Source organism: Ruegeria sp. HKCCD6428, from assembly GCF_013110595.1.
Lineage (GTDB): Bacteria > Pseudomonadota > Alphaproteobacteria > Rhodobacterales > Rhodobacteraceae > Ruegeria.
Genome location: NZ_WVQX01000001.1, coordinates 830,596 through 842,589, shown reverse-complemented (window position 1 = coordinate 842,589; position 11,994 = coordinate 830,596). Strand labels below are relative to the sequence as shown.

Here is an 11,994-nt window from a genome sequence, read left to right as displayed (position 1 = left end):
AGGCTTGATAAATTGGTCGTCGAAACCCCGGACAACAGGGGCAGGCGTTGAGGACAGAATTATGAGTGCAGTATCCAAATCAGCTATGCGTCGCTGCGCGACCGGAGTGGCCGCTATGGCCATTCTGGCCGGGTGTGAAGGGCCACTGGATTACGACCTGCGCGGTCAGGTCGGCGGATTTTCGACCACTGATGCAGTGCAGTCGGCAACAACGTCGCGCCCGTCGCCCGACAGCCGGGGGGTGATAACCTATCCGAACTACCAGGTTGTCGTGGCCCGACGCGGCGACACGGTGCGCGATGTGGCCGCGCGTGTCGGCCTGCCCGAGGGTGAGCTGTCTCGGTTCAACGGCCTTCAGACAACCGACACCCTGCGAGAGGGCGAAGTTCTCGCCTTGCCGCGTTCGGTAGGTGCAGGCAGTGGCGTAGATATCGCATCAGTTGCCGGAGCCGCCATTGATCAGGCCCCTGAAACGGGGGGCGTCCGGACAACGACGCTGGAGCCTGCCAAGCCAGCCCCGGCGCCCGTCGCAAGCGGGCCGGAACCTGTCCGCCACAAGGTCAAGCGCGGCGAAACGGCTTACACGATCTCGCGCCTCTATCAGGTGCCGGTGGAATCGCTGGCGGAATGGAACGGCCTGGGGTCCGACTTCACCGTGCGTGAAGGTCAGTTTCTGTTGATCCCGGTCAAGAACCAGTCCGCGCCACGTCAAAGCGCTGCTGCAGCGGCACCGGTTGCGGCCACCGAGGTAACGGAGCCGGGGCAGGGGTCGCCGACGCCGACGCCTCCAAGTGCCACGCAGCCCTTGCCCGACGAAAAGGTTGCGCCGCGCGCTGAAGCCCCTGATGTGACGGCCGAAGCCCCGACAAACACGCGATCTACGGCCTTGTCCCTGCCGGTCAGCGGCACCATCATCCGCGGCTATAAAAAGGGCAAGAACGAAGGAATCGACATCGCTGCGGCCCCCGGCACAGCCGTCACCGCGGCTGAGGCGGGAACCGTAGCGGCGATTACCGCGGACGCGGATCAGGTTCCGATCATCGTGGTCAAACACAAAAATGATCTGCTGACGGTCTATGCCAATGTTGATGGCATCAGCGTCAAGAAAGGTGATCGTGTACGCCGTGGACAAAAGCTGGCGCAATTGAGGGGCGGAGACGATGCCTATGTGCATTTCGAGGTGCGCAAAGGTTTTGAATCAGTGGATCCGGATCCCTACCTAAAATGATACATCGCTCGTTTCGGGCTGTGCCTCTGCCCGAAACACTTCTGAATACGGCTGCCTGTCAGGCGTTTGGGTCGTAGTCGCTCAGACGTTTGCCGGGCTCGTCTGCGAAGATCTCTGGCAGCGGCGAGACGGATTCAATCAGGTCGATGCGGAAGACGCGGAAGCCGTTGCGCAGTTCGCACCATGCTGTGAGTGTCCAGACGCGGCCCCAATACTCCATGTGAAGCGGACGGATTGTGCGTTCAGTCAGAACGCCGTCAATGCGGCGGTAGGACAGCCGAAGCTTTTGGCGTGATTTGATGGCCGCGCGGATCGGAGCCATATGTGCAAGCCCGCGGGCTGCATCTGCAAAAGGGTAGACCGCGAATTTCCAGCTATCGGCTTCAGCCACAACCTGTGTGGGCAGAACGGCATCGATCTTGTCTGCCAGAGAGTTCGCGGCGGCTTTCAGGTCTGGATCTGCGGCCTCGGCCACGATCGCCATGCCGAGGTTCAGGGCCTCAAGCTCGGCCGGGGTCAGATTCAGCGGCGGCAGGGTGATCTGCTCGCGCACCATGTAACCCACGCCGCGCTCTCCTTCGACCGGAACACCCGAGGCGACCAGTGTGTCCATGTCGCGATAGATGGTACGGACCGACACTTCCAGCCGGTCCGCGATGTCCTGCGCGCGGTGCAGTTTGCCGTCGCGCAGGATCTGGATGATATCGAACAGGCGGTCAGTTCGGCGCATGACACGCCGTCCGGACCGCGCCTAGGCAGTCATGTTCCACAATACGGCCTCATGGCGCATCTGAACGCTTTCAGGGTTGATGGCCGCCATCATGCCTGCTGCACATTCCTGTTGCGGGAACTGCGCCGCAGCGTCCTGCGCGGCCTTCATGTCCGTCCAGACGACATAGTCGGTCCAGCGGCCGTCTGCGCCTTGGCTGAGCTGTCGATGGGCAAAGCCAGGTGCGCTGCGAACAAAGGCTTCGGATGCCTTGCTGAGCTCTACGAACTCTTCAGGGGTGGTGCCGTTGGCAAGAGTGAAGGTGACGATTTCAGCAACATGGGTCATGTGAGTCTCCGTTGACCAGGTTTCGATGCCCTGTTCCTAGCCCCTTCCAACTGACATAAACCTGTCAGTTGGAAAATGCGAGCCCATAGTTTTTTGCAGATGAGGTCAATTTTCGCGCTCAATCTGTGCCGGATCCCTTTTGGGACAGGGCCTGGCGGCGTAAACACGGACCCAGTTCATATTCCCGGCGCACAAAGGCGCCGATGAAAAAGGAGAAATGAGATGCTGAACAATATTGGCCTTCCCGGTCTTCTGCTGATCGCCGTTGTGGTTCTGGTTCTGTTTGGTCGCGGCAAGATCAGCTCGCTGATGGGCGAAGTCGGCAAAGGTATCACCGCGTTCAAGAAGGGCGTGAAGGACGGTTCGGAAGAACTGGAACAGGACGCGTCGGAACTGGCCAAGGACGTGACGCCTGAAACCGAGAAAGACAAGGCGTAAGCGCAGATGTTTGATCTGGGCTGGACCGAACTTCTGGTCATCGGCATTGTCGCCCTGATCGTCGTCGGGCCGAAGGACCTGCCGGTTTTGTTCCGCAATGTCGGGCGATTTGTCGGCAAGGCCCGTGGCATGGCACGCGAATTCAGCAGCGCCATGAACGAGGCCGCCGATCAGGCCGGTGTGAACGAGATCAAGAAAGGTCTCAACGCCGCCGCGAATCCGGTTGGCTCGGCCATGGACGGCGTGAAACAAGCCGCGCAGGATATGGCAAAAAGCATGGATCCCACCAAGTTCGATCCTGACAGCGAAACCGGCAAACTGGCAGCCGAGCGAGCCGAACAGGCCAAGAAAATTCAGGCCTCAACGGCCCGCGCTGCCGCCGAGCGCAAGGCCAAGGAAGCTGCCGAGGCCCTGGCCAAGGCCGAAGAAGCCGAAGCGGCGCTGAAGACTGAAGGCGAAACATGACCAAGACCGACGAGATCGAAGATACCTCGGCCCCATTGATCGAGCACCTGGCCGAGCTGCGCACGCGGTTGATCCACTGCGTCGTGGCTTTTCTGGTCGGGATGATCATCTGCTTTACGGTGGCCACGCCGATCTTCAATTTTCTGACCAACCCTTTGTGTGAGGTCCTGACCGAGCGCGGACAGGATTGCGGCCTGATCTTCATCTCGCCGCAGGAAGGGTTCTTTGTCGCGATCAAGGTCTCGCTTTTGGGGGGCTTCATTCTGGCGTTTCCCTATATCGGGATGCAGATGTGGCGCTTTGTGGCTCCGGGCCTCTACAAGTCAGAGAAGAATGCGTTTCTGCCTTTCATGCTGGCCTCGCCCTTCATGTTCCTTCTGGGCGCGAGCTTTGCCTTCTATGTCGTCACGCCCCTGGCTTATGACTTTTTCCTTGGGTTCCAGCAATTCGGCGCTGAAGGCGAAGCCGTGGCCGATGGCGCGACGGCCGCGCCGCTGAGCGTGGTGTTTCAGGGCTCGGCACAGGAATACCTGAACCTCACGATCAAGTTCATCGTGGCCTTTGGGCTGTGCTTCCAATTGCCGGTTCTTCTGACCCTGATGGGCAAGGCAGGGCTGGTCAGTGCCGAGGGGCTGGGGGCCGTGCGCAAATATGCGGTGGTCGGCATTCTGGTGCTGGCGGCGATCGTGACGCCTCCTGACGTGATCACGCAGATTATCCTTTTTGTTGTGGTATATGGCCTCTACGAGATTTCGATCTTCCTGGTGGCCCGGGTTGAAAGGAAGCGGGAAGAGCAGTTGCGGGCCGACGGCTATTACGATGATGAAGAAGCCGAAGCGGACGAAGATCTGATGCGGGAATTCGAAGACGACAAGTAACCTGCTGAAACAACAGCCGAGGCGCGCCCCGTTCGGGCGCGCCTTTTTCGTTCGCGGGCCTTGTTGCGCCAATCAGAACATGCTTTGAACCGATCCGTATCTGACCGGAGGAGCCGATGGACGACCAAGCCCTGAACCGCATTGCTGCCGCGTTGGAGCGCATGGCGCCGGCGCCTTTGGCCACACCGGATTTCAACGCAGCCCCGGCCTTTGTCTGGCATGTGGAACCGGAACGCCTGGAACCGGTCGAACAGGTCAATCGCGTCGATCTGGATCTGCTGGTCGGCATCAATCGGTCGCGCGACACGTTACTTGACAACACCCGCCGCTTCGCCGCCGGCTACAAGGCAAACAATGCACTGTTGTGGGGCGCGCGCGGGATGGGCAAATCCAGCCTCGTAAAGGCCGTCCACGGCACGCTGAGCGCAGATCATTCTGACCTGAAGCTTGTGGAGCTACAGCGCGAGGATATGGCCTCGGTCGCGCGTCTGCTGAACCACCTGCGCGCGGCGCCTTATCGGTTCATCCTGTTTTGCGACGACCTCTCGTTCAGTCACGATGACCAGCACTACAAATCGCTCAAGGCCGTTCTGGATGGCGGTATTGAAGGTCGCCCGGAAAACGTGGTGTTCTACGCGACCTCGAACCGCCGTCACCTGATGCCGCGGGACATGATTGAAAACGAACGTTCCAGCGCCATCAACCCGTCAGAGGCGGTCGAGGAAAAGGTATCACTGTCCGACCGCTTCGGTTTGTGGCTGGGATTCCACCCCTGCGATCAGGACGAATATCTTGCCATGATCGACCGCTATTGCGCGGCCTATGGCGTTTCGGTCGATGCAGAAACCCTGCGTGCCGAAGCAATCGAATGGCAGGCCACGCGCGGATCGCGTTCAGGCCGTGTCGCGTGGCAGTTCTTCGTCGATCTGGCCGGGCGCAACGGCGTTCATATCGCCTGATCCCGGCTTCATCTGGCCAAAAATATCCCCCCCGGAGGCATGGCCCGTCAGGGCCATTTCCTAAAGCAGCGCCAGTATCCGGGCGGCCTCATCAGCCGTGCTCGTCAGTGCATCGCGATCTTCGCCCGGGTGGAACCGGGCACGCACGGCGGTCGGCATCGGTGCGGGTTCCACGATCGAAACGCGCGGACCGGTGCGTTCGGTCTCGGCCGCCCAACTGCGGGCCAAGGCCATTTGCGCGGCCTTGGTGGCACCATAGATGCCATAGAACTTCTGGCCGGCCTTCGGGTCATCGAAGAATACCGCGTGGCCGTTTTCACCCAGCAGGGGCGCGACATATGGGATCAGAACCGAGGTTGCGTTTGCATTCGTGTTGACTGCCTTGGCCCATTCCTTGGGGTCAACGAAATGTACCGGCGTCAACGCCGAGGTGTGAACGGCCGTATGCAGCCACAAATCCACCTTGCCCCAACGGTCATGGATCCCGCGGCACAGGGTTGCCATCGCGTTCGGATCGGTGATGTCCATCGGCGCCAGCGTGGCAGAGCCACCCTTGGCCTTGATGCGATCGTCCAGTTCTTCCAGCCCGCCAGTGGTCCGGGCGACGGCGACGATGTGGTATTCGGGCGCCAGCGCTTCGGCCAGGGCAGCGCCCAGCCCGCGCGAGGCCCCGGTTATCAGGGCGATTTTGGTCGTATCGGTCATGCCTGCGGTTTGAACCCCCGCGCGCGGGGCGTCAAGATGTGATCAGCCGCCGGGGATGGCGATACGCCGGGTCTGGCCGCTTTGTCGCAGCATTATGCCATGCTCATCAATCGCGACAACTGTGCCCGAGGCAACGCGGCTTCCGGGTTTTACTTCTTTCACGCGGCCTGATGACAGTCGCATCAGGGCGCGCATATCCGCTTTCGGCCCGAATACGCCCAGAACCGAGACGGAATTCTTCTTCAGCGCGCCCCGCTGTGTGGCCGCGCTTTGGACTTTGGCGTTTGACATGATCCGCGGTCCGGGGCGTGGCCCGAACCCCTTTTTGAGTGAGTGGTCGCGGCCAGATAGCAAAACGCTCAAGCGAACAAAAGCGCTGCACGGACAGGTGTCATCACGATTTGGCGCCCTTGAAAAAAGCCCTTGTGATTGCGTGGAATTCGCCGACTGGTTGTGGCAAATTTCCACTCATCTACATCCCATGACAGCAATCAGGCCGGCCGACGGCCATCGGCTGGCCGGGATGATCCGCCGTTTTGATTCGCTTTTCAGAACGGAAAACCGACTGTGTCAGTCCCGTTCGGTCTGCTCAGCCCGAGGCCAGTTTCGCCGCGTTCCAGGACCCGCCCGGAACCTGCATGTCGGCGCGCTTCTGGCTGACACGGCTGCTGTTCTCCAGATTGTCCAGATAGTCTTCGCTGACGCTGCCCGTGATGTATTTGCCGTCAAAACAGGAACAGTCGAAGGCTTCGATCTCGGGATTGCCTTCCTTGGCGGCCCAGATCAGATCTTCCAAGTGCTGATAGAACAGGGCATCCGCACCCAGTTCTTCGCGGATTTCTTCGATTTCCTTGCCGTTCGCGATCAGTTCGGCCTTGGTGGGCATGTCTATTCCATAGACATTGGGGTATTTCACCGGTGGCGAGGCGCTGGCGACATAGACCTTCTTGGCCCCGGCATCGCGGCACATCTGAACGATCTTCTTGATGGTGTTGCCCCGTACGATGGAATCGTCGATCAGCAGAACACTGTGGCCGTCGAATTCCAGCGGCACGGCATTCAGCTTGCGTCGGACGGATTTCTGCCGCTCCGCCTGACCCGGCATGATGAACGTACGCCCGACATAGCGGTTTTTCACCAGCCCTTCGCGATAGGGGATGCCGGTGATCTTTGCGGCTTCCAGGGCCACGGGGCGGGCGCTGTCGGGCACCGGGATGATCCGATCGATTTCCAGCCCCGAATCCTGAATCTGTTTGGCCAGCGTCTGGCCCATGCGCATCTGCGTCTTGTAAACCGAAACACCGTCCAGCAAAGAATCCGGGCGCGCCAGGTAGACATACTCGAATATGCAGGGCGTCAGCTTGCCTTCGACCGCCTGATACTCGTGCATGTTGCCGTCCAGATCGATCAGGATCGCCTCACCCGGGCGAAGATCACGCAGCTTTTCAAAGCCGTTGATGCCAAAGGCCACGTCTTCCGAGGCAAAGGCATAATCATCACCGTCTCCGTCCACTTCGCGTTTGGCGACCGAAAGTGGGCGAATGCCAAACGGATCGCGGAAGGCCAGCATACCGACACCCGCGACCAGACAGATCACGGAATAGGCGCCCTGAACGCGTTCCATCGTCATCTTCACACCGGCAAACAGATTGCGGATGGGTTCGCCGTTGCCATTCACCTTGATCGCGTCCGCCACTTTGTCGGCCAGGACGTTCAGAAGGATTTCAGAGTCTGACGTGGTGCGCAGGTGCCGGCTGTATTTGCCGGTAACCTTTTCGCGCTGCTCAGCGGTGTTGGTGATGTTGCCGTTGTGAACCAGATAGATGCCGTAAGGGGCGTTCACGAAAAAGGGTTGCGCTTCGGCCGCGCTGAGAGACCCCGCCGTCGGATAGCGCACATGACCCATGCCCACGCGACCCAACAGGGTTTCTGCATCCTGGGCGTTGAACACATCCTTGACCAGACCGTTGGCCTTCTTTTCGCGGAAGAACTCGCCGTTGTAGGTCACGATCCCTGAGGCATCCTGACCCCGGTGCTGCAACATCAGCAGCCCGTCATAGATTTCGGCAAACACATCATGTGTCCGGCTTGCGATTCCCAAAATCCCACACATTTACGGGGCTCCAACTTCTATGACGATTTGACCTGAGGGTTGACCGCCGTTCGGCTTCGGATCCTCTGCAAGGCGCGTGCTGTCAGTTTGGTGGCAGGCGACAACGACGCCATTAGGGCGACCATCACAACGACCAGCGCGCATTCGAACAGAAAGAACAAGATCGGTGGCTCCGATTCCGTGGCGGGTTGGCCTCCACATAATGCCTAATGGCTTGGCTGTCATCAAAGGATCACACTCACCTATTGCCGCAGGTCGGGATTTCGCGGATCGGGGCAAGTTCAGGAAGGAGATGACATGTGCAATCATATGTGCTGTCATGCCAATTGATATGTGCAAATCAGGATGGGTGAAGCACGCAAAGGGCCGGAATGTGGCAACATAAACCTCAAAAGAAGCAGGAGCGGATCAAACAACGGTGCCACAGGTGCCGGGGAATGGGCCGGGCGCCTTGTCAGATCTGCAACGGGGCGGGCGAAGTTGTCAAAAGCCGGGATATTCTTGGCAAACCGATCTCCAGCCGATGCGACGGGTGTTTTGGGTTGAAAACGATCCGCTGCTCGGTTTGTGGCGGGGAAGGGTACGTTTGAATAGAAAAAGCCCGGACAGTGCCGGGCTTTCATCATGCAATGCACCTTGAGTTTACCCGTCAGCTGGTGCCGTGGTTTCGGGTTGTTCGTTTCCTGCCGTGCAGCTGGCAACCAGTTCCTCGTATTGTGCAGTCACCCAACCCAGAGCGGCTTCGGGGTTTTGCTCTTCAATCTGACTGCTAAACTGCTCGAACACCTTGGCCGAACGGCTTTCGTCCACGATTGTATAGGACTGGCCAGTCATGACCGTGTCATAGACAAAGAAGGCGATTGCAACCAGCAGAATACCGCGCGCGATGCCGAAGAACAGCCCCAGCGCCTGATCCAGGCCGCCCAAAGCCGAACGCTGCACCAGCGACGAAAACAGCGGTGTGAAGATGCTGACCACAATCAATGCCAAGGCAAAGACGGCTGCAAAGCCGGTGATCACCGAAAGTTCACAGCTGTCGCGCAGGAAATCCCCAACCACCGGGATTTCTTTGACCAGCGGTACAGCCTGTGGCGCAAAGATGAATGCCAGAACGGCCGCCGCGACCCAGCCCGCAATGGCCAGAACCTCGCGCATGAAGCCACGTGAGTAGGCCAGCAAGCCCGACAGCACGATGATCAGGGCGACGACCCCGTCAATTATTGTAAAACCTTCCATGGCCCTCGCCTGTTCTTTTTCTGCCCCTCAAGGCGCGACTTTAACCTGCTCCGAAGGTTTCGCCAACAAACCCCACCAAATCAGAGGGTCGGGTGAGTGTCAGACCTGCCACAGTGCCGGTTTTACCACCAGCCGGAGCAATTGCCGCCGTGAAACCAAGTTTTTGCGCTTCTTTCAACCTGTTTTCGGTCTGTGGGGCCGGTCTAAGTGCCCCGGACAGCGAGATTTCTCCGAATACGACCGTGTCGGCGGGCAATGCTGTGTCTTCGCGGGCACTCAGAAGGGCGGCGGCCACAGCCAGATCGGCGGCGGGTTCGCTGACCTTCAGACCTCCGGCGACGTTGAGATAGACGTCGAGCCCGGCAAAGGGAATGCCGCAGCGGGCCTCGAGCACCGCAAGGATCATTGCCAACCGCCCGCTGTCCCACCCAACAACGGTGCGGCGGGGCTGTGAGTGGGGCGAGGGTGCGACCAGAGCCTGCAATTCGACCAGCACGGGACGGGTGCCTTCAATGCCCGCAAAAACAGCAGAGCCGGGGCTTGGCCTGCCACGTTCGGACAGGAACAGGGCCGAGGGGTTGGTCACTTGCGCCAGACCCTTGCCGGTCATCTCGAACACGCCGATTTCGTCCGCTGGCCCAAAACGGTTCTTGACCGCGCGCAGGATGCGGAACTGGTGGCCGCGCTCGCCCTCGAAATAAAGGACGGTGTCAACCATGTGTTCGACCACACGAGGGCCCGCGATCTGGCCTTCCTTGGTGACGTGGCCAACCATGATGATCGAAACACCGTGCCGTTTCGCAAACGTGGTCAGTTCATGGGCCGCGGCCCGGACTTGTGATACGGAACCGGGTGCGCTGTCGACATTGTCCGCCCACATCGTCTGAATCGAATCGATGATGGCCAGGCCTGGTTTTTCGGCTTCCAGCGTCGTGAGGATGTCGCGCAGGTTGGTTTCGGCGGCGAGTTGAACGGGTGCGTCCTCAAGCCCAAGACGGCGGGCGCGCATACGAACCTGTGCGCTGGCTTCTTCGCCCGAGACATAGATTGTTTTCACGCCCGCACGCGCGAAACGCGCTGCGGCTTGCAGCAGCAGGGTGGATTTCCCGATGCCGGGGTCTCCGCCCACCAAAAGGGCGGAGGCCGGGACCAGCCCGCCGCCCAAGACGCGGTCCAGCTCCTCGACCCCGCAGAGGGTGCGGGGCGGCGGTGTTTCCTCGGTGGACAAATCCGTGAGTGCGATGGACTGGCCGCGTTTGCCGCCGAGGGATTTTCTGGCCGGGCCAGTCGATATGGGCGCGTCCTGAACAATGGTGTTCCATTCGCCGCAACCGTCGCAGCGTCCGGACCATCTTGTATGCGTCGCACCGCAGGCCGAGCAGGAGAAGGATGTCGTCTTTGCCATGACGCACTTGGTGCCCGAGCTTGGGCGGTACTTCAAGCCCTTGTGGGCTTTCCTCATCGCCGATGGCGCGCTGCGGTCTCAGGCCCAGATGGGCCATCGCCCGAAGCGGGCGCTGACGCGCCTATTCCGCCGGTCGAAGGGGCGACATTGCAACCACGCTGGACGCCTTTGAGGAGCCATTTTTGCGCGGTGTGTGCAGTTGGGTCGACAATTCGGGCAGAAGCTCGAACAACTCATCCCGCAGGCGGGTAAGTTGCGACCTGGCGATCGTCTCTTCCATTTCCACATCGCGCGTCCACTGGCGCAATTCGTTCTGGATGACCTGCGCCTCTTCCAGACGCTGTTGAAACAGTTCGATCTCTTCCTGTCGCTGTTGCAGGAACATCCGTGCGCGTTCGACCTGCGCATCGCCATAGGTCCGGGCCAGTTCCTGACTGATCTGGCTCATCTGCGCGGCCAGTTCCAGGATCTCGGGCTCGAGCGATTGCAGGTCGGGGTGCTGGCGCAGAAACCCCATACGTTCCTTGACGGCGTCAAACTCGGACGACATCATGAACAGCCCGCCGCGATCGGCGGCATGGGCCATTTGGTACGCGTCCGCGATGTCATGCATATTGAGCGCAAATTTGCGGTGGTTGTTTTCCAGCGCCATCATTCGGGCATTTGCTGGCAGGTAAAACGCCAGCATGAGAATCAGCGCTGTCAGGCCAATCTGGATGAACATGCCGGCATCCTTTGCCGGTGCCTCGCCAAATCCGGCCTGCATAGAAAGCCAGGGCAATACGCCAAAAGCGGATAACAGTGTGGCTGAAACGGCCAATAAGGCCGCCAAACAGATCAGGAAAAAAGTCAGTCTTAAAAAGGCATTCTGAAATTGCAATGTAATACTGTGGAGGGCGGCCATGATCGTCGATCTCCTTCTCAAACCGGTACACACCGGGCCAAAGCGGAAGGTAATCTAACGATTGCGTGCGATCCGCTGCGGACCCGAAAACTACAAAACACTGCTGCTCGAAATATAAAGATGATACTTAGATTTGTGTTTTCAATCAATTAGGTCTGAGCTTTTCGTGAAGTGGATGTCATCTCTGTAATATGGCCAAGCACGATGGAGGCCAGAATGCAGGCCGTGAACAGGTAGAGACCCCATGCGGTCTCAACGGTGGCGTACGAGATGCCCTTGGCCAATGTGATGTAAAGCGCGATCAGGAAAATGTCGGCCATGGCCAGCTTGCCGAGGATGTTGAGCGCAGGTTGGACGCGGGCATCCAGCAGGTTCCATTGGATCAGCGCGGTGCCGATGGTTTTGATGTAAGGGGCGAAGAGGGCGAAGATGGTGACGATCAGCGCGAGGAAGACGTCGGATTTCCACAAGGATTGCAGCCCGGTGATGACACTGATTTCGCTGAGGCCGAAGATCGGCAGAAACCCCGCGCGCATCAGCGGGGCGAACCACGCGATGGGGTAGAGGATCAGGAGGGAAAGGGTGGCGAGGCGGAGGGGCATGACT

15 protein-coding genes are annotated in these 11,994 nt (G+C 59.6%); 6 read left to right on the top strand and 9 right to left on the bottom strand.

Annotated elements, in window-relative coordinates; genetic code table 11:
* Positions 1 to 61: 61 nt before the first annotated feature.
* Positions 62 to 1,228 (top strand): peptidoglycan DD-metalloendopeptidase family protein, encoded by a 1,167-nt coding sequence (locus GS620_RS04120; protein WP_171614198.1) that lies wholly within the window; start codon positions 62 to 64, stop codon positions 1,226 to 1,228.
* Between the two features lie 58 nt (positions 1,229 to 1,286).
* Here the strand turns inward: GS620_RS04120 and GS620_RS04115 are convergent, their stop codons facing one another.
* Together GS620_RS04115 and GS620_RS04110 are read right to left on the bottom strand one after the other, a co-directional pair.
* Positions 1,287 to 1,958, bottom strand: a complete 672-nt coding sequence (locus tag GS620_RS04115; protein WP_171167846.1) for a YafY family protein — start codon at positions 1,956 to 1,958, stop codon at positions 1,287 to 1,289.
* A gap of 21 nt (positions 1,959 to 1,979) precedes the next feature.
* Entirely contained in the window at positions 1,980 to 2,285 is a 306-nt protein-coding gene (locus tag GS620_RS04110; RefSeq protein ID WP_171167847.1) for a hypothetical protein, read from the bottom strand.
* A 222-nt stretch (positions 2,286 to 2,507) separates the two neighbouring features.
* Between GS620_RS04110 and GS620_RS04105 the strand changes: the two genes are divergently transcribed.
* The 4 genes from GS620_RS04105 (at position 2,508) to GS620_RS04090 (ending at position 5,025) form a co-directional block, all read left to right on the top strand.
* The gene (locus GS620_RS04105; RefSeq protein ID WP_152458176.1) at positions 2,508 to 2,723 is read left to right on the top strand and encodes a twin-arginine translocase TatA/TatE family subunit; all 216 of its coding nucleotides are present in this window, start codon (positions 2,508 to 2,510) and stop codon (positions 2,721 to 2,723) included.
* 6 nt (positions 2,724 to 2,729) lie between these two features.
* The gene (gene tatB / locus GS620_RS04100) at positions 2,730 to 3,188 is read left to right on the top strand and encodes a Sec-independent protein translocase protein TatB (RefSeq protein ID WP_152458175.1); all 459 of its coding nucleotides are present in this window, start codon (positions 2,730 to 2,732) and stop codon (positions 3,186 to 3,188) included.
* Complete coding sequence (gene tatC / locus GS620_RS04095) at positions 3,185 to 4,066, top strand: twin-arginine translocase subunit TatC (RefSeq protein WP_171167848.1); 882 nt, start codon at positions 3,185 to 3,187, stop codon at positions 4,064 to 4,066. Before tatB ends, tatC begins: the two co-directional genes overlap by 4 nt.
* A 116-nt stretch (positions 4,067 to 4,182) precedes the next feature.
* Entirely contained in the window at positions 4,183 to 5,025 is an 843-nt protein-coding gene (locus GS620_RS04090) for an ATP-binding protein (protein WP_171614197.1), read from the top strand.
* 60 nt (positions 5,026 to 5,085) lie between these two features.
* Here GS620_RS04090 and GS620_RS04085 read toward each other — a convergent pair whose 3' ends face one another.
* From GS620_RS04085 to GS620_RS04060, 6 genes are all read right to left on the bottom strand, one after another.
* Positions 5,086 to 5,730, bottom strand: a complete 645-nt coding sequence (locus tag GS620_RS04085) for an SDR family oxidoreductase (RefSeq protein ID WP_171614196.1) — start codon at positions 5,728 to 5,730, stop codon at positions 5,086 to 5,088.
* A gap of 42 nt (positions 5,731 to 5,772) precedes the next feature.
* Positions 5,773 to 6,021 (bottom strand): hypothetical protein, encoded by a 249-nt coding sequence (locus GS620_RS04080; protein WP_171115613.1) that lies wholly within the window; start codon positions 6,019 to 6,021, stop codon positions 5,773 to 5,775.
* Between the two features lie 298 nt (positions 6,022 to 6,319).
* Positions 6,320 to 7,843, bottom strand: coding sequence for an amidophosphoribosyltransferase (purF, locus tag GS620_RS04075; protein ID WP_171614195.1), 1,524 nt, complete (start codon positions 7,841 to 7,843; stop codon positions 6,320 to 6,322).
* 642 nt (positions 7,844 to 8,485) lie between these two features.
* A complete protein-coding gene (locus tag GS620_RS04070) occupies positions 8,486 to 9,079 on the bottom strand; it encodes a CvpA family protein (protein ID WP_152458169.1) in 594 nt (197 codons plus the stop codon).
* 40 nt (positions 9,080 to 9,119) lie between these two features.
* Complete coding sequence (gene radA / locus GS620_RS04065) at positions 9,120 to 10,484, bottom strand: DNA repair protein RadA (RefSeq protein WP_152458168.1); 1,365 nt, start codon at positions 10,482 to 10,484, stop codon at positions 9,120 to 9,122.
* A 121-nt stretch (positions 10,485 to 10,605) separates the two neighbouring features.
* On the bottom strand, positions 10,606 to 11,208 hold the full coding sequence (locus tag GS620_RS04060; protein ID WP_253283785.1) for a DNA repair protein: 603 nt from the start codon (positions 11,206 to 11,208) through the stop codon (positions 10,606 to 10,608).
* On the opposite strand from GS620_RS04060, the gene GS620_RS21920 reads away from it, so the two are divergent.
* Positions 11,201 to 11,356, top strand: coding sequence for a hypothetical protein (locus tag GS620_RS21920; protein WP_253283784.1), 156 nt, complete (start codon positions 11,201 to 11,203; stop codon positions 11,354 to 11,356). The two genes, GS620_RS04060 and GS620_RS21920, sit on opposite strands and share 8 nt — an antisense overlap.
* Before the next feature lie 181 nt (positions 11,357 to 11,537).
* Here the strand turns inward: GS620_RS21920 and GS620_RS04055 are convergent, their stop codons facing one another.
* Complete coding sequence (locus tag GS620_RS04055) at positions 11,538 to 11,990, bottom strand: paraquat-inducible protein A (protein WP_152458166.1); 453 nt, start codon at positions 11,988 to 11,990, stop codon at positions 11,538 to 11,540.
* Between the last annotated feature and the right edge of the window lie 4 nt (positions 11,991 to 11,994).

What these genes read in the sequence shown, in the direction of transcription:
- GS620_RS04060 (WP_253283785.1), bottom strand. Translation starts at nt 11,208, where the DNA reads ATGTTCATCCAGATTGGCCTGACAGCGCTGATTCTCATGCTGGCGTTT.
- GS620_RS04055 (WP_152458166.1), bottom strand. Translation starts at nt 11,990, where the DNA reads ATGCCCCTCCGCCTCGCCACCCTTTCCCTCCTGATCCTCTACCCCATC.
- tatC (WP_171167848.1), top strand. Translation starts at nt 3,185, where the DNA reads ATGACCAAGACCGACGAGATCGAAGATACCTCGGCCCCATTGATCGAG.
- radA (WP_152458168.1), bottom strand. Translation starts at nt 10,484, where the DNA reads ATGGCAAAGACGACATCCTTCTCCTGCTCGGCCTGCGGTGCGACGCAT.
- GS620_RS04085 (WP_171614196.1), bottom strand. Translation starts at nt 5,730, where the DNA reads ATGACCGATACGACCAAAATCGCCCTGATAACCGGGGCCTCGCGCGGG.
- GS620_RS04090 (WP_171614197.1), top strand. Translation starts at nt 4,183, where the DNA reads ATGGACGACCAAGCCCTGAACCGCATTGCTGCCGCGTTGGAGCGCATG.
- GS620_RS04115 (WP_171167846.1), bottom strand. Translation starts at nt 1,958, where the DNA reads ATGCGCCGAACTGACCGCCTGTTCGATATCATCCAGATCCTGCGCGAC.
- GS620_RS04105 (WP_152458176.1), top strand. Translation starts at nt 2,508, where the DNA reads ATGCTGAACAATATTGGCCTTCCCGGTCTTCTGCTGATCGCCGTTGTG.
- GS620_RS04080 (WP_171115613.1), bottom strand. Translation starts at nt 6,021, where the DNA reads ATGTCAAACGCCAAAGTCCAAAGCGCGGCCACACAGCGGGGCGCGCTG.
- tatB (WP_152458175.1), top strand. Translation starts at nt 2,730, where the DNA reads ATGTTTGATCTGGGCTGGACCGAACTTCTGGTCATCGGCATTGTCGCC.
- GS620_RS04110 (WP_171167847.1), bottom strand. Translation starts at nt 2,285, where the DNA reads ATGACCCATGTTGCTGAAATCGTCACCTTCACTCTTGCCAACGGCACC.
- GS620_RS21920 (WP_253283784.1), top strand. Translation starts at nt 11,201, where the DNA reads ATGAACATGCCGGCATCCTTTGCCGGTGCCTCGCCAAATCCGGCCTGC.
- GS620_RS04070 (WP_152458169.1), bottom strand. Translation starts at nt 9,079, where the DNA reads ATGGAAGGTTTTACAATAATTGACGGGGTCGTCGCCCTGATCATCGTG.
- purF (WP_171614195.1), bottom strand. Translation starts at nt 7,843, where the DNA reads ATGTGTGGGATTTTGGGAATCGCAAGCCGGACACATGATGTGTTTGCC.
- GS620_RS04120 (WP_171614198.1), top strand. Translation starts at nt 62, where the DNA reads ATGAGTGCAGTATCCAAATCAGCTATGCGTCGCTGCGCGACCGGAGTG.